At 52.3% G+C, this 24667-nt stretch carries 17 protein-coding genes; 11 read left to right on the plus strand and 6 right to left on the minus strand.

What is annotated here, in order from left to right; translation table 11 throughout:
* Nucleotides 1–81 precede the first annotated feature (81 nt).
* The 5 genes from PMI37_RS06085 (at nt 82) to PMI37_RS06105 (ending at nt 4497) form a co-directional block, all read left to right on the plus strand.
* A complete protein-coding gene (locus PMI37_RS06085) occupies nt 82–921 on the plus strand; it encodes a class I SAM-dependent methyltransferase (protein ID WP_008079054.1) in 840 nt (279 codons plus the stop codon).
* A gap of 525 nt (nt 922–1446) precedes the next feature.
* Entirely contained in the window at nt 1447–2064 is a 618-nt protein-coding gene (locus PMI37_RS06090) for an isochorismatase family cysteine hydrolase (protein WP_008079063.1), read from the plus strand.
* A gap of 501 nt (nt 2065–2565) precedes the next feature.
* Nucleotides 2566–3183, plus strand: coding sequence for an isochorismatase family cysteine hydrolase (locus tag PMI37_RS06095; RefSeq protein WP_008079065.1), 618 nt, complete (start codon nt 2566–2568; stop codon nt 3181–3183).
* Between the two features lie 172 nt (nt 3184–3355).
* Nucleotides 3356–4102 carry an SDR family oxidoreductase gene (locus tag PMI37_RS06100; protein ID WP_008079066.1) on the plus strand — a complete coding sequence of 249 codons (747 nt, stop codon included), beginning with the start codon at nt 3356–3358 and terminating at the stop codon, nt 4100–4102.
* A gap of 110 nt (nt 4103–4212) precedes the next feature.
* Nucleotides 4213–4497, plus strand: a complete 285-nt coding sequence (locus PMI37_RS06105; RefSeq protein ID WP_008079068.1) for a LysR family transcriptional regulator — start codon at nt 4213–4215, stop codon at nt 4495–4497.
* Nucleotides 4498–5494: 997 nt separating this feature from the next.
* Here the strand turns inward: PMI37_RS06105 and PMI37_RS31815 are convergent.
* A complete protein-coding gene (locus PMI37_RS31815; protein WP_045123010.1) occupies nt 5495–5830 on the minus strand; it encodes a hypothetical protein in 336 nt (111 codons plus the stop codon).
* A gap of 682 nt (nt 5831–6512) precedes the next feature.
* Between PMI37_RS31815 and PMI37_RS06120 the strand changes: the two genes are divergently transcribed.
* Nucleotides 6513–6971, plus strand: coding sequence for a hypothetical protein (locus PMI37_RS06120; protein ID WP_008079071.1), 459 nt, complete (start codon nt 6513–6515; stop codon nt 6969–6971).
* A 50-nt stretch (nt 6972–7021) separates the two neighbouring features.
* Here PMI37_RS06120 and PMI37_RS06125 read toward each other — a convergent pair whose 3' ends face one another.
* Nucleotides 7022–7582, minus strand: coding sequence for a TetR/AcrR family transcriptional regulator (locus PMI37_RS06125; RefSeq protein ID WP_008079072.1), 561 nt, complete (start codon nt 7580–7582; stop codon nt 7022–7024).
* Nucleotides 7583–7866: 284 nt separating this feature from the next.
* Here PMI37_RS06125 and mexE point away from each other — a divergent pair, with 284 nt between their 5' ends.
* The 4 genes from mexE (at nt 7867) to PMI37_RS06145 (ending at nt 14835) form a co-directional block, all read left to right on the plus strand.
* Nucleotides 7867–9126, plus strand: coding sequence for a multidrug efflux RND transporter periplasmic adaptor subunit MexE (gene mexE, locus PMI37_RS06130; RefSeq protein WP_008079073.1), 1260 nt, complete (start codon nt 7867–7869; stop codon nt 9124–9126).
* A gap of 12 nt (nt 9127–9138) precedes the next feature.
* A complete protein-coding gene (locus tag PMI37_RS06135) occupies nt 9139–12321 on the plus strand; it encodes an efflux RND transporter permease subunit (RefSeq protein ID WP_008079079.1) in 3183 nt (1060 codons plus the stop codon).
* Nucleotides 12322–12323: 2 nt separating this feature from the next.
* Nucleotides 12324–13742 carry an efflux transporter outer membrane subunit gene (locus tag PMI37_RS06140; protein WP_008079081.1) on the plus strand — a complete coding sequence of 473 codons (1419 nt, stop codon included), beginning with the start codon at nt 12324–12326 and terminating at the stop codon, nt 13740–13742.
* A gap of 244 nt (nt 13743–13986) precedes the next feature.
* Nucleotides 13987–14835: a hypothetical protein gene (locus PMI37_RS06145; RefSeq protein WP_008079083.1), complete on the plus strand. Its 849-nt coding sequence runs from the start codon at nt 13987–13989 to the stop codon at nt 14833–14835.
* Between the two features lie 216 nt (nt 14836–15051).
* Here PMI37_RS06145 and PMI37_RS06150 read toward each other — a convergent pair whose 3' ends face one another.
* Together PMI37_RS06150 and PMI37_RS06155 are read right to left on the minus strand one after the other, a co-directional pair.
* Complete coding sequence (locus PMI37_RS06150; RefSeq protein WP_008079085.1) at nt 15052–15804, minus strand: hypothetical protein; 753 nt, start codon at nt 15802–15804, stop codon at nt 15052–15054.
* Nucleotides 15805–16086: 282 nt separating this feature from the next.
* Complete coding sequence (locus PMI37_RS06155) at nt 16087–16524, minus strand: hypothetical protein (protein WP_008079088.1); 438 nt, start codon at nt 16522–16524, stop codon at nt 16087–16089.
* Between the two features lie 187 nt (nt 16525–16711).
* Here PMI37_RS06155 and PMI37_RS06160 point away from each other — a divergent pair, with 187 nt between their 5' ends.
* On the plus strand, nt 16712–20860 hold the full coding sequence (locus tag PMI37_RS06160; RefSeq protein ID WP_008079090.1) for an ATP-binding protein: 4149 nt from the start codon (nt 16712–16714) through the stop codon (nt 20858–20860).
* A gap of 303 nt (nt 20861–21163) precedes the next feature.
* Here PMI37_RS06160 and PMI37_RS06165 read toward each other — a convergent pair whose 3' ends face one another.
* Nucleotides 21164–22204, minus strand: coding sequence for a DMT family transporter (locus PMI37_RS06165; RefSeq protein WP_008079092.1), 1041 nt, complete (start codon nt 22202–22204; stop codon nt 21164–21166).
* Between the two features lie 262 nt (nt 22205–22466).
* Nucleotides 22467–23756, minus strand: coding sequence for a hypothetical protein (locus PMI37_RS06170; protein WP_045123011.1), 1290 nt, complete (start codon nt 23754–23756; stop codon nt 22467–22469).
* Nucleotides 23757–24667 lie beyond the last annotated feature (911 nt).

A 24667-nucleotide genomic window follows, 5' to 3' on the forward strand; every position in this document is an offset into this window, starting at 1 on the left:
TCTGTGTAAGTTTTAACAAGATCCAAATCGCAAAGGGACATCGCGGTCTACCTCCAATTCGCATGTGAGGGAGTTCTGTCCATGACTGAGAAATCCAAGACAATTCGAAAGCATTACGAAGCCTCAAAGAAGGACTCCGCCCTCGTAGTCAGCGTCAAACAGCTCCTACAAAAAATGGGGGATGGGCCGCTGACAAGTGCGCAGTTGGCCGGGCTTGATCAGTTCCAAGGGGGCGGCTTGGAGATGACTTCAAACTTCATCAAGCTACTCAAAATAGCCAAGGAGATGCAGGTGCTCGACGCTGGATCGGGTCTGGGAGGGCCCTCACGCTTCGCTGCTGAGCATTACGGTTGCCAGGTGATGGGCGTTGACCTCGTAAGCTCCTTTGTCGCGGTTGCGCAGTTACTGGCCGAGCGAGTTGGTATGAATAGGAACGTAAGCTATCAAGTCGGCAACTTGATGGGGTTGGATTTGCCGGATGAACATTTCGATGTGGTGTACACGCAGCATGTGGTTATGAATATTCCAGATCGAACCCGGGTGTATTCGGAGCTTCGACGGGTTCTCAAGCCGGGCGGCACATTTGGTTTCTACGATGCGTTAGCAACTGATGGCAAGCCTGCCCCCCATTATCCCGTCCCTTGGGCTGAGCACGGAAACCAAAGTGCTTTGCTTACCGAAGCCGAAACACGAGACGTCCTAAAGCGTGTAGGCCTCAGAGTAACTATGTGGAAAGACGTCACAAGCGAAGTCGTTCAATGGGCTGACGTACGACGACTGCTAGCCCCTCAGGCAGACACGCCCGGGCCGAATCTGAAATTGGTAATGGGTGAGCGGCTTGGGCAGATGTCGACTAATTTCGAACGCAACCTACGAGAGGAAAAAGTCCGTCTAGTCATGGCGACGACCACTCGCAGCTGATTATGTCCTCAGCTACACCCCCATCTCCGATCGCGACAGAACCCAGGTCGTACTGCCTACGGCCGGTTTTCCAATGCTCGGTGCTTCCTCCTAATCCCGGCTTTTTCAAACGAAGGGGAGGGAGGTGTCACTGACTCTCCGACAAATGACCGAAAAAAGCTGTTGACGGCATTCATTACGATCGTCATGATCGCCCCATCGAAACCTGATGAGCATCATGCTTAAGCGGATCGAAACACAGCTTTTGCTTGGCCTGGTTTGCGTCCTGAAGTGAGCGGATGACGGTGCCCATAGCGGGCGTGATCACATGACGCTCAGGATGAGCAAAGCGGAGCCGTAGCCTGATTTCGTCTGTTTTTTGAAGGTTAAAAATTTACTGGTTTAGTGATTTAATTTTATTGCAGGGCGTATATCCGCACCCAAAAAATTAAGTCACTTTATTTGCGTAATTAGCTCCACTTCCGTACTGCGACAGTTCGGCTGTTCGCGGATAAATAGTTAATACACTCAAGTTGGGATACCAAAATGACCGAAGTAGCATACCCACGCGATATTTCCGCTCTGATGATCATCGATCCACTGAACGACTTCCTGTCAGAAGGTGGTAAGTTGAACCCAGGTATCAAAGATGAGTTGGATCGCGTTAACTTCATTCCAAATCTGATTCGTCTGGTAGAAGGCGCTCGTAAAGCCGGTCTTCAAATTGTTTACGCACCGCACGGTGTTGATGAGCACAGCTTCGACGACGTACCTTTCCTGCACTCCTATCTGCACAAAAATACTCGCGATCAGCAGTATTTCTGGAAAGGTACTTGGGGCGCTGAGTTCTACGAGCCACTGCGTCCACAAGAAGGCGATATCGTTGCTAGCCAGCACCGCCTGTGGAACTCCTTCCGCGGTACTGATTTGGAAGAGAAGCTCCGCGCACGTGGTATCCAAAAGCTGGCACTGTGCGGTCTGACCTCGCACAAATGCGTTGAAAGCTCCGGCCGTCACGCCTTTGAAGAGGGTTACCACGTAACCTTCATCAACGATGCCACCGCAGAATTCAACCGTCACGAACACGAAGCAGCGCTGGAGCACTCGTTCCCGTTGATCGGTCATGCCGACTTGACCGTGGATCAATTCTTGGCTCTGCTGTAATCCGAAACACGTTTCATCGGTGAATTACTCCTTTTTTAGGTGCCTGGTTCTTGCCTCCTACGGAGATAAGGGTGGGCACCTGTTTTTTTTGTAGTTTTTGAAACCTTACACGTAGCTTTGAATTAATAGGTTTCATTTTCTTATCGAAGAAATTGCTCGTGAAGTAGATTTTATCTTGTTTGAGGCGAGAGGTTTTTGCCTGCCTATTGATATGTAGTTAGTCAAAGTTTTTCGCTTTTCGGAGATTCTCTCTGTTTCCAAATCGAGATGTATGTTGATTATAGAAATCAAGCCTTACGTGTATCATGTATGTCGATAGCGACTTTTGTGCCGATCAATTCGTAGCGAGTGATCGAAGTAAACATAATAAGTCATCGCCCAAGGATAGCCCGGGTGGCCGGAATGCAACTCCGCCTATCGCACCAGTTTGCGACGATGCAATTTGTAACTTTCGCGCCTTTAAAGGCCGGCAAATATTCCATTGATGAATAGGTATTCAAAATGACTGAGACAGCCTACCCACGTGACATTTCTGCCCTGATGATCATTGATCCGCTGAACGACTTTCTGTCGGAAGGCGGCAAGCTGAATCCAGGCATCAAAGACGAACTGGATCGCGTTAATTTCATTCCGAACCTCATCCGCTTGGTTGAAGGTGCACGTAAAGCCGGCCTTCAGATCGTTTACGCGCCTCACGGTGTTGATGAGCACAGCTTCGACGACGTTCCTTTCCTGCATTCCTATCTGCACAAAAACACTCGTGATCAGCAGTATTTTTGGAAAGGAACCTGGGGCGCGGAATTCTACGAACCACTGCGTCCACAGGAAGGCGACATCATTGCCAGCCAACACCGTCTGTGGAACTCCTTCCGCGGTACGGACCTGGAAGAGAAGCTCCGTGCACGCGGCATCCAGAAACTCGCTCTGTGCGGCCTGACTTCGCATAAATGCGTTGAAAGCTCCGGACGCCATGCTTTCGAAGAGGGTTACCACGTGACCTTCATCCACGACGCAACCGCCGAGTTTAACCGCCACGAGCACGAAGCTGCACTCGCTCACTCGTTCCCGCTGATCGGCCATGCCGACCTGAGTGTCGACGAGTTCCTGGCAGCACTGTAATCGACTGAAACAATGCGGGATTCCTACCGGGCATCTCGCGTTTCTCCTGAGGAAATGCGGTCACCTACTGGAACAGGGAGGTACCGCAATTCAAATACGTAAAAGATGCTCGGCACGGCCATCCATGAGGCGAGTGCAGAGCCTGCCCCAAACAATCATTCTGAGTGTGTCCATGAGCAAGAACGTAGAAAGCAAAGTAGTTGTCATCACCGGCGCCAGTAGCGGTATTGGTGAAGCCACAGCTCGCCACTTGGGTGGCCAAGGGCACAAGCTAGTACTGGCCGCCCGCCGTACTGACAAACTCGAAGCAATCGTTTCTGACCTCAAAAGCCAAGGTATCGAAGCCATCGCAGTTGCTACCGATGTGCTTCGCCGCGCCGACCTAATCAATCTGGTGGACAAAGCTATTAGCCAGTTTGGCCAAGTGGATGTGTGGATCAACAACGCGGGGATCATGCCACTGTCTCCAATGAGCAAATTGCTCGTTGATGAATGGGACCAAATGATCGACGTCAACATTAAAGGGGTGTTGTACGGGATTGCTGCCGCACTGCCGCACTTTCAAAAGCAGGACTCCGGCCATTTCATCAGCATTTCGTCCGTAGCAGCTCGGAAGGTCTTCGCGCCAATCGGCACTGTTTATAGCGCTACCAAAACGGCGGTCAGTGTCATTTGCGAAGGTCTGCGCGCTGAGGTTGGTCCAAACATTCGTACCACCGTGATCCTGCCTGGTACCACCCATTCGGAGTTGAAGCACAACAGCACTGATCCTGAAACCGCTGCCAGTGTGCAAGAGTTTTGGAAGACGTACGAGATTCCTGCTGAATCCGTGGCGCGAGCAATTGCCTTCGCAATCGAGCAGCCGGCGAACGTTGATATCAACGAAATCGTCCTGCGCCCTACAGCTCAAGAGTTCTAAACGACTACCGTCCGCAAGCTTGGATTGACGACGGCTGCGCGGGCGTTTCTATACCTCTTTGTCGAGTCGACTCGACTCGACAAAGAGGTTTATTTCGGACAGAGGTCCTTATGATGATTACCGATGAAAGCCGTTTAGCCCGGTTAGATTTGAATCTCTTGATCGTGTTCATGGTGTTGGTTCGTGAGCGCAGCGCAACCCGCGCCGCTCAATGCTTGAACGTCCGTCAGCCCGCGATCAGCAACTCGATCAAGCGCCTACGCGCGTGGTTCGATGATCCGTTGTTCATAAATTTGGGCAAGAATGGGATGCAGCCGACGAGAAGGACTCTCGAAATAGCTGAGATGCTGCAACCAGCGATGAGCATCATTGGAGAAATTGCCGGCAAGGATTAATCGAGGAGCATTGTGACCTACATCTTGAATGGCACCTGGTGCAATGCCAGGCGCCACCCCAGTAATTTACACAGCTGTGTAATGCGCCATAGTTATGATCCCCCGATTGACGGCAAAGCAGATCACGCGACGTCCTCTTCCTACAATCCGCAAAACTAAACGAAATTGATCCCAGCAAGCTTTGCATCTCGCTGACAAGCGATTGCAGTGAGTTCGCACGCGCGCTTCATGATCATCCTCAGCGAGAAAATCTATTCGGCGAGGCCCGTTTCTACAGCCAGAAATCCGGCAATCTCAGAAGCTGGTGAAAGACCTTCAAGCTTCTTTCTTCCTTCCTTTTCAAGACATCGATGACGAACTAGAGTTAGACAACGGCGCCTAGATGGGGCACTGATTTTCATCAGTACGTAAAGCGCCACAGATTTTCGAGTACATATGGGCGGGGGATATGACGAAACGAGTAATCGCCGGTTTACTGGGAATCGTCGGAGTGTGGACGGTGGCGCCAGTTTTGGCTGAGGAAAATATTTTCTTCGTGTGCGTTCCTCTTCACGTCAGCAACTTTATCGCTTTGGTCCAAGATGAAAAGGTTGAGTGCAGAAAAAATGAGACACACAAGGACTGCCAACCCTTTAGGGTAGATATGTCAGAACTCACCGCCTCAGGTGGATCTTATGTCATAGAGGACAGATCCAAAGACGACGATGGCGACGTCACCACGCTAATGCTTACCATATCGCGAGTCGACGGCACCTATAGTGAGTCCACCGAAAAGACGGACATGTCGTTCACAAAGACCGGGAAATGTGAATTGAAGAAAGAAACACTCAAGTATTAGGCACTCTCGGTAGTTGGCCCCAAATTCCAGTCTATACCGGCCTATTCTTGATTCATAAAATTGCAGTACAGGGTTGTATTGAAATTGCCTCCAATTCGGACAAGCACTTCCTGAGACAAGTCTTGTATTTTAGTAGTTAGGGATACGAGAAAGTTGTTTTTAGAGGCAAGCGCGCGCGTAAGATTCCAGATTCGAATAGCCTAAAACCGAAGTGAACGGGCTGCGCATGTACAAAGATACCTCACTACCAGTCGACTTCGGATGCACCTCTAGAACGTTGCTCGCCGCGAGTTTGCTCTGCGCGACCACCGTGTACTGATTGCGATGCTGCGAGACTGTTGCACTCTCAACTTCATCTTTCCATTTTGGAGTAATGCATCGGACATATTGATCAGGAGTTTTTTGCGTGCTGAATACAGCCGTTGGTGTATTCGGCACTGAAACACATCCGGATAAAATCACAGTTGCCGCAATAATCGTGGAGAGCTTTGTCATCTGAAAACCTGGGAGTTTTTTTTGCGCGAGTGCGGAGGCAGTGCGTCCATAACCATAAACTGTGTGTCCTATCTGAAAAGTTTTTGGCACAAATTGCGCTCAGCCTGAGGCAAAGTGAACCGGCTATATTTCAGAGAAAGGAACGTCCACGGAGGGTTGCTCTTCGACGGCGAGGCAGCCATCGCCGACTCGATGCTACGGGCAATCGTCTGATTGCACTCTATATTTCGAGCAATAGAGCCCGCCGATGCCTGGCTATGGCCCAGTATTGACCAGCCATTTGTAAACACAGCTAACGCGCCTGCAACCCACATCGCTCGATTCTTTTTGCGAGGACCGTTACGTTTTTCGCTGGACGCGAGTGAAAAGGGTGGCACGGTCTGGGAGTTAGCTCGGTTGGTTGGATAATGCAAAGTCATTGAGAACCTCCTCGGACCTATATAGCTGTTAGGAAAGAGGCGAATCATGAACGATTGGCGTCGGACTGAATAACGACTATGAATGATTGTTAGTATTATTTTTTTTGATGTACAGGGGCGTCAGAGTAACCACCCTTAACAGGCATGTGCCTAGCATAACAATATGAGGTTCAAAAATTTAACTCTTACGCTCGGCACTGAAAGCGATGGTTTTGGAGAGCCCGGCGGTATAAAATTTGAGAATAACTACGGGAGGATGTTACTTGAGCGAGTCACAAGAGCTTTACAGCAAGCTGATCGAATACAAACGTAGCAGAGATCAAGAAACTAATGCATTTGAGAGGTCAGCGCCGCTCGTCAAGCATCAAAGCGAACTGCTCATGTTGCGGCTTAAAGAAAATTTGCTGGCTGGTATGGGCAATCTCATCGAGATGGAAGAGCGTCTCTTCCCGACCAATCTGAAAATCGGACAACAACGCTTTGATTATTTTATTCAGGGAAAGACGCTACACATGGCCGGAAAGCGGTTTTCTTTTGTCCCATTTGTTGAGTGCTTGAATGGTTGGGATATCGAATTGAACTATAACCTAGAGGGACCAAATCTGAAGGGCTGGGTCGTATCAGGCTCCGGGTACGACTGGCAAATCGCGCAGCACGGCAGAGATTCAGTCGCTCTAAAGCCCGACAGCTTAGCAGCAGTTTTGATGAAAGGTTTGCTCTGAACAGCGGTACTCTTGGTGACGCGCTGGCGATCAGGGCGTCACCAGAAACGTCATGCTGCGGTTGCGGACAACGTCTTGTTCACGGTTTGCAAAACGTGCTGAGACAAAGCTTGGTCATTAACCGCACGAGCAATCAGCGTGGCCCCGGCAATCGAGACAAGAATTTGCAGCGCCTTCTCACTTTTTTCGGCGGCGGTGCCAGTGGGCATATGCAGCATCAACGCATCCAGAAGATCTCGAACGCCATCAGTGAAAGATTTGCTCGCGGAGCCACCGCAGCGTGCAACGTCCGATCCTAGGGATGGAATAGGGCAGCCGTTGCCCCAATCGTCACGATGCTCTTCGGACAGGTAGTACTCAACGATCGCTTGCAGCGATTCTGCGGATTTCCATCCATTCACATTGGGCTCAAATGTCTTGGTAACGGCTTCAGCAATCAGCTGGTCCTTACCACCGGGGAACTGACCGTAAAATCCGCCGTGAGTAAGACCCGCTGAACGAGCCAGTTCGGCAATACCAATCCCTTCAATTCCCTTCTCGCGATAGGAGCGGGCCGCAGCTACAACCATCGATTCCTTGTTCTGAGCAGCTTTCTCCTTAGTGACCTTCATCGTTGACTCCAGACGCCAAGCTGATCGAGTTCGTCAGCCAGGCATTAGTAGATAGGTGGGCAAGCATGATAGCCATCATATAACGGAGTCGCAATACGGGCCGCTGAATGGTCTGCATATTTCAAGCATATATTGAGCATAAAGCCCGGAATAGAGCCATTAAAACGACCAAACATTATGATCATCATTAATGATGATAGCGAACTTCAGGTCATTCGATTCGATGATAGAACGCCGTTAAGCAAGAATTCGCCAACTCCTAAACCAACCGGCGGAATCGATCCATGGAACAGTCACTCAAGCCTTTTCGTTTTCCTTTAGCCGCATTGGCGGTTGCAGTCTTGACCGCTTGTGGTCATGCATCCGATGCCGCCCCGGCTCCTGGTGCTCCACAAGTGACTGTCGCTCAAGTCATTGAGCAACCCATCACTGAGTGGGACGAAGTCACCGCAAGACTTGAAGCACCGGAAACTGTCGAGGTTCGCCCACGTGTATCCGGCCAGATTGATCTGGTTGCGTTCACTGACGGTGCGCTGGTGAAGAAAGGCGATCTGCTGTTCCAAATCGATCCGCGTCCATACGAGCACGAAGTACACCGCATCGAGGCTCAGCTTCAACAAGCTCGCGCTGCGCTGGTCCGCTCTGGTAATGAGGCCCAACGTGGTCAGCGTCTGCTTAGCAGCAACGCAATCTCAGCTGAGCTGGCTGACACTCGGACTACCACCGCTCAAGAAGCTAAAGCCGGTGTTGATGCCATTCAAGCTCAACTCGACCTGGCAAAACTGAATCTCAGCTTCACCCGTGTTACTGCGCCAATCACTGGGCGCGTCAGCCGTGCGGAAATCACCGCCGGCAACATTGTCACTGCCGATATCTCCGCACTTACTAGCGTCGTTTCCACTGACAAGGTTTACGCCTACTTCGACGCTGACGAGCGTGTTTTCCTCAAGTACAGCCAACTCGCTCGCCAAGGCCAGCGCGGTAACACCACACCGGTGTACATGGGGCTGTCGAACGAGGAGGGCAACAGTCACCAAGGTCAGATGAACTTCGTCGACAACCAAGTCAACCCAAAGACTGGCACCATTCGCGGCCGCGCGGTATTCGATAACACTGACGGTCAATACACACCTGGCCTCTACGCCCGCCTGAAATTGGTCGGCAGCGCTTCTTACACAGGGGTGCTGATTAAAGATGACGCAGTGGGTACTGACCTCGGCAAGAAATTCGTTCTCGTTGTTGGCCAAGACAACAAAGCTGTTTATCGCAGCGTCGATCTAGGCCCAAAACACGAAGGCCTGCGCATCGTTCGCAGCGGTTTGCAGAAAGATGATCGCATCGTGATCAACGGCCTCCAACGTGTCCGTCCCGGCGCAGTGGTCGAGGCACAGGAAGCACCGATGGCCAGCCCAGAAATCGTCGCCACGCTGAATCAACAACGTGAGGCGATCAAAGCTGGAAATCTGCCGACATTCCAATCCCCAGCTTCCGTTAAATCACCAGCTTTGGTGAAAACGGACTCTGCTGTTAATTCTCGCGGATAAGGGAACATCGCCATGAAATTCTCTCAATTCTTTATCACGCGACCGATCTTCGCAGCGGTACTTTCGCTGATGATCCTGATCGCCGGCGGCATCTCGCTCTTTCAACTGCCGATCAGCGAATATCCAGAAGTAGTTCCACCGACTGTTGTCGTTCACGCCAACTACCCGGGCGCAAACCCAAAGGTCATCGGTGAAACCGTAGCGGCGCCGCTAGAACAAGCCATCACCGGCGTAGAGAACATGTTGTACATGTCCTCGCAAGCAACCGCAGATGGTCGTCTGACTCTCACCGTGACATTCGCACTCGGTACCGATCTGGACAATGCCCAGGTGCAGGTGCAGAACCGTGTTACTCGTACCGAACCAAAGCTGCCGGAAGAAGTGACGCGCATCGGCATCACCGTCGATAAAGCATCTCCTGAACTGACCCTGCTCGTGCACTTGGTTTCGCCGGACAAGCGTTACGACATGCTGTATCTGTCGAACTACGCGATCCTCAACGTGAAAGACGAGCTTGCTCGCCTGAACGGTATTGGTGATGTTCAGCTGTTTGGTATGGGCGACTACTCGTTGCGTATCTGGCTCGACCCAGAAAAAACCTCTTCGCGTAACCTGACAGCTACTGATGTAGTGAACGCAATCCGTGAGCAAAACCGTCAAGTAGCGGCGGGCCAATTGGGTGCTCCACCTGCACCTAACGCCACCAGCTTTCAAATGTCGATCAACTCCCAGGGTCGTCTGGTTAGCGAAGAAGAATTTGAAAACGTCATCATCCGCAGTGGCTCGAATGGTGAAATTACCCACCTCAAAGACATCGCTCGTGTAGAGCTTGGCTCCAACCAGTACGCCCTGCGCGCATTGCTGAACAACCAAGAAGCAGTGGCGATGTCGATCTTTCAACGCCCAGGTTCCAATTCCATCGGCATCTCCGATGCTGTGCGGGCGAAGATGGCTGAGCTGAAGAAAAACTTCCCAGAAGGCATGGACTTCGAGATTGTCTACGACCCAACCATTTTCGTACGTAGCTCGATCGAAGCAGTGGTTCACACCCTGTTTGAAGCACTGATCTTGGTGGTACTGGTAGTAATCCTCTTCCTGCAAACCTGGCGCGCCTCGATCATCCCATTGGTTGCCGTACCGGTATCGCTGATCGGCACCTTCGCCGTAATGCACTTGCTCGGGTTCTCGCTTAACGCCTTGTCGCTGTTTGGCCTGGTACTGGCGATAGGGATCGTGGTCGACGATGCGATTGTGGTGGTGGAGAACGTCGAACGGAACATCGAGACAGGCTTAACCCCTGTCGAAGCAACGAAGAAAGCCATGAGCGAAGTGACTGGCCCGATCATCGCCACTGCGTTGGTATTGTGCGCAGTGTTCGTACCAGCTGCTTTCATCTCGGGCTTGACCGGTCAGTTCTACAAGCAGTTCGCGCTGACAATTGCCATCTCGACAGTGATCTCGGCTTTCAACTCCTTGACCTTGTCGCCAGCACTGGCAGCGGTCCTGCTGCGCTCCCACAGCGCACCAAAAGATCGTTTCTCTAAAGTGCTCGATCGCCTGCTCGGTGGCTGGTTGTTCAAACCCTTCAACCGCTTCTTCGACAAGGCAAGCAACGGCTATGTGGTTGGTGTCGCCAAAGTGATCCGCGGCAGCAGCGTTGCCTTGCTTATCTACGCCGGCCTGATCGCACTGACCTACATGGGCTTCACTACGACGCCTACTGGTTTCGTGCCAACGCAGGACAAGAAGTACCTGGTGACGTTTGCTCAGCTGCCAGATGCCGCAAGTCTTGACCGTACTGAGAACGTGATCCGTCGCATGAGCGACATCGCAATGAAAGAACCTGGCTTCGACAGCGCGGTAGCGTTCCCAGGGCTCTCGATTAACGGTTTCACCAACAGCCCTAACGCTGGTATCGCGTTCATCGGTCTTAGCAACTTTGAAGAGCGTACCGATCCGAGTCTGTCTGCCGTCGCGATCTCCGCCTCGCTGAATGCCAAATTCGGCGGCATCCAAGACGCGTACACAGCTGTTTTTCCACCACCACCAGTACAAGGCCTCGGCACCATCGGTGGCTTCCGCCTGCAAATCGAAGATCGGGGCAACCTGGGCTACGACGCGCTGTACAAAGAAACCATGAACATCATCAACAAGAGTCACGATGTTCCTGAGCTGGCCAATCTGTTCACCAGCTACACCGTGAACGTACCGCAAGTAGACGCCGCGATTGACCGCGAGAAAGCCAAGACTCACGGCGTGGCTATCAACGAAATCTTCGACACCTTGCAGGTCTATCTGGGCTCGTTGTATGCGAACGACTTCAACCGCTTCGGCCGGACCTATCAGGTCAACGTCCAGGCAGACCAGAAATTCCGTCAGGACGCCGAACAGATCGGTCAGCTGAAAGTCCGTAATGACCGCGGCGAGATGATCCCGTTGTCCACCTTCGTGAAGGTAAGCCCAACGTCCGGCCCAGACCGTGTCATGCACTACAACGGCTTCATTACGGCTGAAATCAACGGTGGCCCAGCTCCGGGATACAGCTCTGGCCAAGCGCAAGCTGCCATCGAAAAGCTGCTGAACAAAGAACTGCCTAACGGCATGACCTATGAGTGGACTGACCTGACGTTCCAGCAAATCTTGTCCGGTAACACCGCACTGTTGGTGTTCCCACTCTGCGTACTGCTGGCATTCCTGGTACTTGCGGCACTGTACGAGAGCTGGAGCCTGCCACTGGCGGTGATCCTGATTGTGCCAATGACTCTGCTGTCGGCAATCGCCGGTGTAGTGATCTCCAAAGGCGACAACAATATCTTCACCCAGATTGGCCTGATCGTATTGGTTGGCCTGGCTTGTAAGAACGCGATCCTGATCGTTGAGTTTGCCAAGGAGAAACAAGACCAAGGCATGTCTCCACTGGATGCTGTTCTCGATGCCTGTCGCCAACGTCTGCGCCCGATTCTGATGACTTCGTTTGCTTTCATCATGGGTGTGATCCCGCTGGTTACTTCCACCGGTGCTGGTTCTGAAATGCGCCGTGCCATGGGTGTCGCAGTGTTCTCCGGGATGCTGGGTGTGACCTTCTTCGGTCTGTTGCTGACTCCAGTGTTCTTCGTACTGATCCGTCGCTTCATTGAGCGTAAGAACGCTCGCATAGCGGCAAAACGTGAACTCGCCCTTAGCTTGGAGGTGTAACCATGAACTCTTTGAAGCTCTTATTGCCTAGCCTCCTGGTCATGGCACTTGCAGCGTGTACTGTTGGCCCTGACTACAAAACGCCTGACACGGCGCCTGTTAGCTCCGTGTCGGCGCAAGCAGCCAACTACGATCAGACCCGCTTTGAGACCGTTTGGTGGCAACAGTTTGAGGATCCGACGCTGAACCAGCTGGTTGGTAAGGCGCTGGACGGCAACCGAGATCTGCGAGTCGCCTTCGCACGCTGGAAAGCTGCTCGGGCAATCCGTGATGACATCAGCAACGACAACCTGCCGGTAGTCACCAGCCGTGCAAGCGGTCAGTTCGGTAAAGCCCAGGCGCCAGGTCAAACTGAGCACCGGGTGAACATCGAGCGTTACGATACTGGCTTGGACATGGCGTGGGAGATCGATCTGTTCGGCCGCATCCAACGCCAATTGGAATCGAGCGAAGCACAGCAGGATGCTTCTGCTGCTGACTTCTTCCAGCTTCGGGTCACCATGATTGCTGAATTAGTAGATGCTTACGGTCAACTGCGTGGTGCTCAACTGCGTGAGAAGATCGCTCGCGAAAACCTAAAAAACCAGACTGAATCCCGGGGCGTCACCGTTAACCGCCGCGATGCTGGCCTGGGCAACGACCTGGATGTCGTTCGCGCCGATGCGCGGTTGGCCGCAGTCGAAGCCACCATTCCACAGTTGCAGGCTGAACAAGTCCATCACCGCAACCGGATCGCTACTCTCTTAGGTGAGCGTCCAGATCAACTGAGCATCAATTTGAGTCCAGCCAATCTGCCGGCGATCGCCAAAAAACTTCCAATCGGTAACCCTGGGGATCTGCTGCAACGTCGGCCAGATATCCTGTCGTCCGAGCGAAAGCTTGCTGCTGCAACGGCTGACATTGGTGTCGCTACGGCGGATCTGTTCCCTCGGGTCAGCCTGAGTGGCTTTTTGGGCTTCACTGCTGGACGCGGTTCGCAGATTGGTTCTAGCGCTGCCCAAGCATGGGGGCTTGGCCCGAGCATCACTTGGGCAGCATTCGACCTTGGCAGTGTTAGAGCTAAGATCCGCGGCGCGAAGGCTGAAGCAGAAGGTGCTTTGGCTGGCTACGAGCAGAAAGTACTACTCGCACTGGAAGAGTCAGAAAACGCCTTCAGTGATTACAGCAAACGCCAAGAGCGCTTGGTGTCGCTCATTCGTCAGAGTGAGTCGAGCCGCTCAGCAGCCAGTTTGGCCGGTGTCCAGTACAAGGAAGGTGTCGCTGACTACCTGATCTTGCTGGACGCAGAGCGTGAGCGGCTTGCAGCCGAAGATGCCCAAGCTGTCGGTGAAACTGATCAGTTCCGCGGTGTCGTAGCTATCTATAAAGCTTTAGGAGGAGGGTGGGACACCCGCGGTGCAGCACCTACGCCTAAGGCTTGAATGGTAATGGTAGGTAGAGGAGAAAGAGGGTATCTGTAGGCGGCTGTGTCTTCGTACCTGCCGCCTTACTCATCAGCTCCAATGCTGGCACCGTATGTGTGAAATCAGCATCGCACTGCGGCTACAATCTGCAAAAGATGTGCAGTTTTAGCAGATAGCCAATCAGTGTTCGTGCGCAGACTTCATGGCTCGAACTTGCTTTTCATAAAATTGGGACGTCCGGCACAGCACCGGCGGGAGTGCCATGGGCTTGATTATTGGTGATGGTTGGGACGATCTTCGCGATAAAATTGCTGATGCTGAAGTGGTCGTACCCAACTGGCATGTAGGAAGCGATAACTGGCTCGAACACGTATTGAAGGGGCTTTGGCCGCAGTTCATCGCATTGCGTGACGAGATCAGAAGCGATACTGCCCGAACCACCGTAGAGGCATGTGGCAAGTATGAAAATTGGCGCATAAGACTAAAAGGACTGAATCCTGAAGCGCATGATCTAGAGATTGAAAAAGAAGCAAAACGGCGATCCGGCATCGACAAATCACCAGAAGAACGTGTTTCGCATCGCTATTATTGGCGGATCATGCCGCTCTACACCGAGGTTGCCATACTTTCCGCAGCACTTTGTGAGGCCGAGATCAATCTTGCGTTGGCATGGGGACTTTCGATGCTCGACAAGGAGGATGAGTTCCAGCGGATCGAATTGAAGCCTACTCCAGAGAAGTGGCTGCATGGCCCCAAAGTAGTCCTACCTGCCTATGAAATCCCTTCGGGCTGTGCGGAGGTCGAAACACTTCGCAAAGTCTTTAGTGAACGAAACCGTCTTGTTCACCCTAAGTCTACGATCCAAAAAGCTGGACAGCAGATGCTCGGTCCCAAGGTGTTGAAGCCCCCCAAGATTAAGGATCTACTCTCGTGGATTGGTCGCTACTTCAGCCTGCCTTTTGATCTAGCCGACTTTTTGCGCACACAGCCGCCGATTAACGGCCACAGGTTTCCCGTTATGACTTGGAGAGATGCAATCGAACGGGCGCCGCAGCATAAGCTTCCGCAGCCACCCGACCGAGCGAGCGAATCCCAGCCGAAATCGTTCTAGGTGTACTCAATTAGAAACTGGGCGTTTGTTCGCATTCGTTTGACCCGATCAGAGAGGAGGCAAGGTGTTATCGATCGGTTTGAGGTTTCAGGAATCGAACCACAACGATCGTTTGCGGCGGTGCGATTTTGGCTGATAGCTTCCATTGCCAGTGGTCGCTAGCGACCCTACGAGGCGCAAGCAGAAGCTCGTCCACGAACGGTTTCAGGCCAAACCTCATGCGTCTTCTGACAGAAGCATGCCTCCCATTTCCTTCAAGAGCATCTGGTCGAGGTAGTAGACTATCTTCTCAGCGGGAATGAAGTTGAGCAGACCTTCGGTGTCGCTCGCGAGAGTCACCATCCCTGCGAATTTCCACTCGTCATTTATCTCCGCCATCACAAACGACCCGCTCATTCCGCGAAATTTGCGAGGCCGTTTACCTACGACTTTCACCCTTATGAGCCCAGGTACTGAAGGATCCGTCAGAACACCATTGACGCACCAGATGACTGCTGAAAGAACGTTTTCGTCGTAGTCATACTCTCTGTTTTGGTCCGGATAGCCAATAATCCGGAAAATCTCGACCTCACTCATCCGGTCGGACTCGATGCAGTCTGTTGCACGCACACATGACAAGCCAGCAGCGAACAAGGCTTCATGCTGTGATTCGACGATGCGCATGATAACAAGGTCGGAGCAAGGGTCTGGATCAGACTCGTCTTGAAAGACAGCGCGGCGGTCAAACTGAATTGAGATGGGGGCGTTGCGAAGCAGAATACGTAAATCGTGGTGCTTCGCATTCTGGCTATTCAGCACATGCTGCGCTGAGATGAGAAAAAGTTCGCCTGCATGCTCAAGCACAAACGCAGTGCCTACACCCTGCGGTTCAGAAAAAAACTCGGTTTCAGTCTCCAAGATAACAGGGTGGACCTGGCCCTCAAGTCGGTCTCCAAGCTCTTCTAGCGTAACGAATTCCTGTTGATGCATGCGATACCTCGTTGCGTCGAAACGACTGCGAAGCTGACGGATCTGATCCGTCGCCATTTTAATTGAGTAAGCGATCAAAAGGGCAGCTATCGGCTATATATGAATTCATTCAAAGGTTCGACTCACCAGCCGCTCAGGGACGAGCTGATTAGGCTGCGACTGGCGAGAAGAACATTGAGATAGTCGCTCAAACGCTTGGCTTGGCTAACCAGAGACGCCATCGACAGTCCGCTATATCCGACTCTGTTTTTACGCCGCGTGGTTGTTGTAGAAAGCGCGGCTTCAAAAAGGTGAAGCCAGAACGGTTTTGAAAATATTGCAAAGCACAACGTATCGATGTGCTAACTCCTGCTCGCCATGCAACAGTGATCCATCCTGCTCATAAAACGCACCTCCAGGACCTATCAGGAGGCGGGCGGCTTCAGCAGCGGACGTTCCCATGATGCTGTCAGCCTTCACAACAATCTGACCATACAGTTTGTCACCGAGAAGAAAAGGTGCGAAGTAAATAGAGAACTCTCTGCCCGCTGCGCATCCCTTCATTTGAGTGCAACCGGTTGGCTGGTTTGGCGTTATCGAGTAGTTGGGCAGCAATTTCTCCGCCATCGCCTCCCAATGTACGGCGACGTCGTCTAACTCGCTGCTGATCCGCTTCCACTCCCTGCCAAACGCTCCCAGCTCTTTGCCAAGGACGTTCTGATCTTTGCTGTACTTCTCCATTTTTGCTCCTGGTGACTTGGGACGATTGCCGAAGGGTTGGGATTATCAATTTTCTTCGCGGCGAATGCATTCCAACTACCTGTCATTTCTAGGCGTCACTCAAGAGAACCACGCTGCGTATAGTCCGTGGGTCAAATACCGGTAAAATGGAGCTAGGATCCAAAAATTCTTAAACGGAGCGGCAGGTATGCCAACCATCGACTTCACCATTATTCGTAGCGCCCCAAAGAGTAAAAACGACAGCTTCGAGGCATTAGCCGTGCAGCTTTTTCGCTTCAGTTGCGATGCTCCCGAGGGTTCCAGCTTTTACAGCTTGCGGGGTGATGGCGGAGACGGTGGTGTAGAGGCCTATTTTCGGACGCCAAACGGGGCCGTCTTAGGAATACAGGCGAAGTATTTTTTTCAGCTGGGGTCCAAAGAGCTTGGACAAATAACTAAGTCGGTCATAGCCGCTCGCTCGAACCATCCGACCCTGACGGAATACTGGATCTACATTCCATTTGACCTAACCGGGAGAGTCGCGGGGGGCAAGCGCGGGCAGGGTGAGGTTGAACGGTTTGAAGAGTGGAAAAAGGAGCTAGAAGAGCGTACCCAAGCTGAGGGCAAAGGCCTCAAAATCACGTTGTGCAGCGCTACAGTTATGCGTGAACAACTCCAGCGTCTGGATACGCATGGAGGGATTCGTCGCTACTGGTTTGACGATTCTGTACTCACTCCTTTGCAGGTTCAGCAATGCTTGGATCAAGCCCGAGAATTTGCTGGTCCACGGTACACGGGCCAATTGGACGTTGTGACCGACGCCCACGACATCTTGGATTATTTTGGTGGCACCGCCGATTTCTCGGACTGGAGACGCCAAGCATTTTCGCCAATCCTGAGCGAACTAAGATCACTCCGCAGACGCACGGACGACATATTTAGCCTGCTCAACGACGATAAAAAAGCAGAAGCAGAAAGCCTACTCCAGCAGTTGTCGACGCTACTGGTCCTGGTTCGGGAGGAAGATAGGCCCGAGCGATCAGTCGCCCAAGGGTTGAAAACGCTCACTCAGTTACAACCCATTTTGCTTACGGCAAGGGAAAGCCAAGAAGCTGCATTTTTTCAGCAGCACGGTCCAGACAAAGATACCCCGAGCTTTCGGCAATTCAGTGCTGAATACATGTGTGCGTTTCCTGCTGGTTCGATGGACTCGGCAAGAGAGCTTTGCCGGCTAGCCGAATCAATCAATGAGGTCCTGACCTCTCCCAAAATGAACGTTGCAGGGGGCAACTCGCTGCTGCTCCTCGGCCCAGCGGGTGTTGGAAAAACTCACGCGATAGTGAGCGCTGCGTATCGTCGTTTCGCAGAAGGCGGAATGTCTCTCGTCGTATTTGGGGATGATTTCGGCGGTGGCGAGCCATGGGAAATTATCCGAAGCAAGCTTGGCTTCAGTGGTCAGATTGGGCGTGATGCACTGTTTCAATGTCTGAGCGCATCCGCCGAGCACTCGGGCCTACCCTTCGTAATCTTCATTGATGCGCTTAATGAAAGTAGGAGTGACGCCCGGTGGAAGGCCAAGCTTCCAGAGCTGATTCAGCAATGTAAGCCATATGCCGGGGTAAAAATTTGCGTATCAACACGTGATACCTATAAAGACTTGGTCACCGATTCCAGGTTTCCAGGCTATGCATTTGAGCACCGTGGATTCAACGGGCAAGGCGTAGAGGCACTTCAAGCTTTTGCCGCTTTCTACGGTCTGGACTCGGAAATCACTCCTCTTTTTTCGGAGGAATTGAGCAATCCGTTGTTCCTTCACTTGGCTTGTAAAACTTTGAAAGAAGAGGGCAGTACAACCCTCGACGTTTCCTTACCGGGCTTTTCTGCTTTGCTTGAGCGGCACCTCAAACACAGCAACACCGCGGTGAAAGAACGCCTCGGCTTTGCAAGTCCGAAAAACTTGGTTCGTCTATCGATGCTCAGTCTGGCGCAAAAACTCACGAGTGCATCAGCAAGCGATAGGCTCTGGGAATCTTGCGCTACTGGCTTGCGCGATGTAGTGGGGCCGGAACTCACGCCTGAGGTTTTCATTCGTGAGCTTCAACGCGAAGGCCTAGTCATCCTTACTGAAGGTCCAGAAGACACGTGGACTGTCAGGCTTGGATATGAGCGATACGGCGATGTCCTCCGTACGACCGCGTTGATCGATGTCTGTATGGATGACTCCGGCAACCTCGATGCAAAAAAACTAGGCGCCAAGCTGGTTTCATTGCCGCCGGAAGATAAGGGACTGTTAGAGGTACTCGCCGCAGTCCTTCCCGAAAAAACGGGAATCGAAATTGTAAATCCCGATCTTGGGTTGGAGATCGAGCTAGCGAATCGATTGTTCGTTCACGGGTTGTCGTGGCGCTCTCGCAAAAGCTTTGAAAATAACAGCTTGGAGGATGAAATCTTAGAGGCTCTGAACGTACCTGGGCTTTGGGAGGATTTGTATGAGGTCTTCATAAAAGTCAGTTTGGTGCCCAATCACAGCCTCAACGCAGAGCAATGGCTGGACAACTTCCTGCTTCGCCAGCCCTTGGTGAACAGGGACGTTTACCTATCGCGTGCAGCATTCAGGTCTTACGACAAAAATGGAGCGGTCAAGTCCTTGCTGAATGCCTCTCTGACCGCTGACATCATGCGTTGGCCATCTGAAAGCAGACGTTTAGCTACCGTTATACTGGGCTGGCTGACGTCTTGCGCGGACCGCCGAGTTCGAGACCGGGCAACGAAAGGCTTAGTACGTCTGATAGTGGCCGATGCCCCTCTCGCAACCGACTTAGCCAGAAATTTCTTGGCGTGTGACGATGATTACATTCTTGAAAGCGTGACTGAAGCCATATACAGCGCCTGCTTAATTGCGCGTGAGCAGCGTTCCGCCTTCATTCCTGCTCTCAGATTACTGGCGTCGCACGGATATGATCGGACTAACGTGATCATTCGAGATTCAATTCGGATGCTCGCCGTGTTACTCAAAAATCACAATATCGACGAGCCATTAGAAGAGAGACTGCGGCGCTTTCCAAGCAAAAGCCCAGCCATCGAGACGTGGCCAACGCTGGAGGATGCCAAGCCACTTCTTGAGCTGGAGCACATTCCTTCGGACATGAAGCTTTGGGGCTCTAACATCGGACCTGATTTTTGGCGGTATCAGGTTGAGGGCAAGGTCTCAGGGTTCGATCTCAAAGCTGCTTCGGTAACGAAGGAAAACATCGCTTGCTGGATCATGACCGAGACCTTGCGGCTAGGATTTCCGGGCTACATGGACGGGGCACTGAACTATGACCGGGCCCTGAACAGTGAATTCGGTTCCGGTCGTGCGCGCGCAGCCTATGCCGAACGACTCGGTAAAAAATACTACTGGATCTCACTCCATAGGTTGCTCGGTGTCCTTTCAGATCACGTTCCACCTTGTGCGTCATATCAAGGCACTGTGCCGGGACCCGAACATTACTGGTCAGTTGAGGTGCGTAAGCGTGATTTAACTGACATGAGAGATGTGATTGTCGACAAGACCTATCCCGACGGTATCTTGCGCCGGCGCGAGTACGAGTTTCCATCCCGAGAAGGTGACACCAAGAAATGGGTGACGACTGATGACTTCGCAACGCACGAGGCGAGCTTATCTTGTACTGATGCGAATGGCGTAACGTGGATAGCTCTGGATCGTAGCGCAAGCGCTAACGATAGAACGGATGAGGAAGATGCATGGGCAACTCCTCATTTCGGCTTTGATGTCTTTTACACGTCGGTGCTTGCCAGTGAAGAAGTGTTCGGAAAAAGACCTTACGATCGACTCGATCGCGCATTTTCCGATCGAGCAAGCTGTTATCGAAGCTTTATAGGGGAGTACCCGGACGGCACTGCTTTTGATCAGTTGGTAGAAGAAGGCACTACCAACACCCATTCTGATGGGTTAGCGCGCACCACAGTGACGCTTAGCAGAGGGAACGAATGGGAATACGAGTTTACATCTGAGACTGACCAACCCAGCTTGGATGTGCCGTGCCAAGATATTGTTAAGGGACTCGGTCTTATCTGGGACCAGCAGCGCGGATGGCTGGATGAATCAGGTTCACTCATTGCGTTTTCATCAGGGTCTTACCGCAACAACGCGTTGTTTATTCGCAAATTGGAGCTGGATTCCTATTTGGAAAAGACTGGACAGAGCCTGCTGTACCGCCGTTTTGCGAATCGTGGTTTTTTTGACTTAAGAGGTGATACTGGCTCTCAGATCGATCTTCGCGCCTTTCTGAAATACAACTCGCAAGGTGGCTTCGAAGTCGTCCATGAAGAGGCGGAAGCGTTCAACTGCTGACACAGCTAATCGGAGTATTGCGGCGACATCAATAGTTTAGGGGGGCTCCGCTGACCATATGGCCAGCCGCCGCCTTAACTTTCCACTGCTAAGACGCATCATGTGAGTGGTGTGACCTTCTCCGGTCACTGGAGTCTAGGTCTCACCTTGGCATGCCGACCCTGGCCGGCAGCTGCCAATGCATTCTGAACTTCAGTAGCGCGCGGTTACGGCGAGGTAGGGTGGGCGGAGCGAAACTTTCATTCTGCCAGCAGCCACTTCACTCAAGGCTCGCTGTAATCACAGCATGCTTCCACCACTCATCTAATGGGTGTGCCTGTGATGGATATCCGGAAAGTGTGGATGGCTATGCCGGATCTGCACATGTTCATGAACATGGCTGTGGGCTCCGGTCCCACTCCAGTCAAACGAATGTTCATGTTGATGGTGCTCATCGTGAATGTGACGATGCCAATGCGTCATCGGCACGTGCTGATGCTCATGCGCGTGCGTTTCGGTAAGGTGGAGCCACACCCCGATCCCCATCAACACAGCTGCTGCCCAGAACGAGAGCGACACGGGTTCGCCCAGAACCAAGATTGCTATGGCCGCACCCAAGAATGGTGCCGTGGAAAAATATGCTCCTGTACGCGCGGATCCAAGGCCTCTTAGGGCAAGGACGAAGAGCACCAAGCTAACGCCATAGCCGAGAAAACCAAGAACCAGTGTCGGGCCAAGCACCGCCAATTCGGGAATACAAGCTCCCAGCAGTAGCGCTAACGAACAGTTGACCAGCCCCGAAACCAAACCTTTGAAGCCAGCCACAAAAAGAGCATCTGACGCCGACACCTTCCGCGTCAGGTTGTTATCGATGGCCCAGCACAAACAGGCCAGCGAGACCGCTATGGGCCCCAGCCAGTCATGAGCTTGAGTGGTTTCCTGTGGCCATGCCAAGACCGCACCACCTGCAATGATGGCCACCATTCCGACCACAATGCGCCGATCAGCGTTTTCCTTAAACACGACCCAAGCCAATAAAGCAGTGAGCACAGCTTCCAAGTTGAGCATCAGAGAAGCTGTTACACCGGACGTCCTGGTTAATCCAAACATGAGTGCAATCGGCCCAAGCACACCCCCGAATGCGATTGCCCCGAGAAGCCAAGGCCATTCAGATGATGATAGGCCGGCCGGTTTCCAGCCATGGTCACGCACAAAACGAACAACTGTCAGACCCAGACCGCTGCCCAAGTAAAGGAGGCCTGCGAGTAATACCGGAGGAATGTTGAGACCAAGCAACTTGGCAAGCGGCGTGCTGGCACCAAATAACGCGGCAGCGGCCAACGCATACAAAACGCTCAGGTTCATCAATAACTCCGCAGCAGAATTTCGCGAGGAGCCATCATACCGCGAGGTGCATGGCTTGCTTCGTTTGCTAAGGTGTTTTGGCTGGACGGCTAATATGGAAGGACCGGTCGAAGTCATCCGATGCACAACTGTCCGAATTAGTTTTATAGGCGATTATAGAGTGACTATAGAGTGACTATAGACCGCAAGACCATCGCCTTTCGGATTGAGATTTCGTCTACGCCGATTAGCCAGGAGGCGCGTGTGAAAAGCTCGGTCCGACTTAAGTTTCCGGTGGATTCCAACCCTCAAAATGCTTGAGCGCGTCCAAATCACCGATCAGATCCTTCGCTTTATCCAACCGATCTAAGACGCTTTGTCGCTGTTCAGGCCCAAGACGGTCGGCGCTGCGCGCTATGTCGTCAAAGAAAGAACGAATGCTGTTTACCTTCGCCCAGGTCTGGATGACCGCTTCAAGGCTATCTCGGCTGTCCTGAATCGCCTTCAGCCGACGCTTCTCAGCTTCCTTACGTCTCCATTCCTCCATCTGCAACTCATGCAGATGTCGTTCCTGTTCGCTCCGCACTCGCTCGATCTCAACCTTACCGGCGAGAATGGGAGCTTCGGCTTTCAGTGACTTCACGATGCTTGGAATTTTGATGAGCAGATCACCAGGCTTGGTCTCGGTCCAGCGTTGAATCCAGTCCACGCCGTAGTATGGCGAATACACCTGCAAGCAAAGCCTGCCAGTCGGCATATCCGCACTCGCCATCCAGCCATCTCGGTAATCGGACCGTCGTTTGGTAACCGGCAGCTCCGTCACCCGGACGTATTTTTTGTCTGGCCGTTTAACGTGTACGTATTCGCTGATCTCATAGATGGACAGGCCAAAGACGACAGTCCCGATGTAAACGATGGTCGGGCGCTGTGGGCGCCATAGGGCAGGGTGAACGTACCTCTTAGATTCTTGCTCTCGGTGATCTACGGAAGCGCGTCCCATATGCGTGGTTGGATCGGAAAGCGCAACCGCGAAGCCCTTTCCCATGAGAGCCAAGTACAACTGGTTCGCAAAATCGACCGCATGGCTTATGCCAGAGCTACTGACTAACAGATCTGCCATAGATCGCTTGGAGGGGCGGAGATAGCCTTCATCGGTTACGTGGGCTTTCTTGAAGTGCTCTTCGATACCCACCAGTAATGGATGTCTCCGGGGAAGCACCGCAACGCGCGTGGACGATTTGTCGCGGTTTTTGTAAGGAGCCTTTGGAAGTGACCGTGAGATCTGTTCAGGCGCGCCGTTCCTACTCCAGGCAATGAGAGCACCTGGCTGGACCTCCGGAAGAGGCGGACTAGCTTTACGCTTTCCAACGGCTACCTGCGCCCAGTAGCCGACAGCAGGGCGGGGAATATTCAGATGGGTGAAAACGCGCGCCAAGTAGCTTGAGGACACTCCATAGCGTTCCGCGATCTTGGTCATCGGCGTTGACCAAGCCTGTTCGTATAGTGACTCCCTAGTGACGGTGTCCTCGGACGACTCATCAATAACTGTTGGAATACGAGGTGTGTCGTCCATTTGTGAGCGCTTATGAGAGGTTGCGGGCAAAGTTCATTGCCAGACAGCCTAGCTCAGGAATGGTGACTCTTGACCAGGGAAATGAGAACCGTCTCTTTAGCCCGTAGCGTAATTCCATCAACGCCGGGTATTAGCATTAACGAGTATGGAGCAGTACTAGATGTGTCCGCGGTAAAGAGGTGTACTCCGCGGGCTTGGCGTATGCATAGAGAGCCTGGCGCTTTCGCCAATCAGCCCTCAGTTTGCTTTGCGATCATCCAGGTCACGATCCGTTCTTTTTATGGTTCGGCGTAGCATGCGTGCACGACTGACGTCAGATGGCGATGGGTTAAAGGTGCCTTCATCCTCATAAGATGTACGGGCTACCGGTAAGGTAAACGCAGAAAATATTACATTCAGACCAAAAACGTTTTTCACAGGAAGCTCCGAATCCAGAAAAGATGGGGCCAATGTAGGGCGCCCCACGAAAAGAATGAAACAAAAGTCAGGCATATCACCTATCGACGTCCGCAATATACGTAACAGCCTGTGCGCTCACGCCAGACTCACTTATAGAAAGTGGTTGTTTTTAAAAATTGTGCGCATGTCCCCAAATTAACGACTGAGTGCACGATGTCATAGGCCTTGACCGCACCGCCCCCTGGATGCAATTCGCGATAGAAGCTATCGCGGTTAGTAATCAAACGAGTTTGTCTGACGGGGGCACGAGACTCACTAGTGCCTAATTTGTCGACTAAAAACCCGCCTTTTCAATAGGCGCTCTACTACCATTCGTCGCCTAAAAAGCTTCTAACCTTAATCATAAATCATTCATTCACATCCCCCGCCATGCAAAATTATCGCTCAGGAGCACAAAACTAGTAATCTCATTTTTTAGGTTGAATTTTAGTATAAGCGAAAAAAATTGCTGC

Origin of the sequence: Pseudomonas sp. GM80 (genome assembly GCF_000282515.1) — a bacterium.
GTDB lineage: Bacteria > Pseudomonadota > Gammaproteobacteria > Pseudomonadales > Pseudomonadaceae > Aquipseudomonas.

Coding starts and splice junctions, on each gene's coding strand:
- PMI37_RS06085 (WP_008079054.1), top strand. CDS start 82: ATGACTGAGAAATCCAAGACAATTCGAAAGCATTACGAAGCCTCAAAG.
- PMI37_RS06090 (WP_008079063.1), top strand. CDS start 1,447: ATGACCGAAGTAGCATACCCACGCGATATTTCCGCTCTGATGATCATC.
- PMI37_RS06095 (WP_008079065.1), top strand. CDS start 2,566: ATGACTGAGACAGCCTACCCACGTGACATTTCTGCCCTGATGATCATT.
- PMI37_RS06100 (WP_008079066.1), top strand. CDS start 3,356: ATGAGCAAGAACGTAGAAAGCAAAGTAGTTGTCATCACCGGCGCCAGT.
- PMI37_RS06105 (WP_008079068.1), top strand. CDS start 4,213: ATGATGATTACCGATGAAAGCCGTTTAGCCCGGTTAGATTTGAATCTC.
- PMI37_RS31815 (WP_045123010.1), bottom strand. CDS start 5,830: ATGACAAAGCTCTCCACGATTATTGCGGCAACTGTGATTTTATCCGGA.
- PMI37_RS06125 (WP_008079072.1), bottom strand. CDS start 7,582: ATGAAGGTCACTAAGGAGAAAGCTGCTCAGAACAAGGAATCGATGGTT.
- mexE (WP_008079073.1), top strand. CDS start 7,867: ATGGAACAGTCACTCAAGCCTTTTCGTTTTCCTTTAGCCGCATTGGCG.
- PMI37_RS06135 (WP_008079079.1), top strand. CDS start 9,139: ATGAAATTCTCTCAATTCTTTATCACGCGACCGATCTTCGCAGCGGTA.
- PMI37_RS06140 (WP_008079081.1), top strand. CDS start 12,324: ATGAACTCTTTGAAGCTCTTATTGCCTAGCCTCCTGGTCATGGCACTT.
- PMI37_RS06145 (WP_008079083.1), top strand. CDS start 13,987: ATGGGCTTGATTATTGGTGATGGTTGGGACGATCTTCGCGATAAAATT.
- PMI37_RS06150 (WP_008079085.1), bottom strand. CDS start 15,804: ATGCATCAACAGGAATTCGTTACGCTAGAAGAGCTTGGAGACCGACTT.
- PMI37_RS06155 (WP_008079088.1), bottom strand. CDS start 16,524: ATGGAGAAGTACAGCAAAGATCAGAACGTCCTTGGCAAAGAGCTGGGA.
- PMI37_RS06160 (WP_008079090.1), top strand. CDS start 16,712: ATGCCAACCATCGACTTCACCATTATTCGTAGCGCCCCAAAGAGTAAA.
- PMI37_RS06165 (WP_008079092.1), bottom strand. CDS start 22,204: ATGAACCTGAGCGTTTTGTATGCGTTGGCCGCTGCCGCGTTATTTGGT.
- PMI37_RS06170 (WP_045123011.1), bottom strand. CDS start 23,756: ATGGACGACACACCTCGTATTCCAACAGTTATTGATGAGTCGTCCGAG.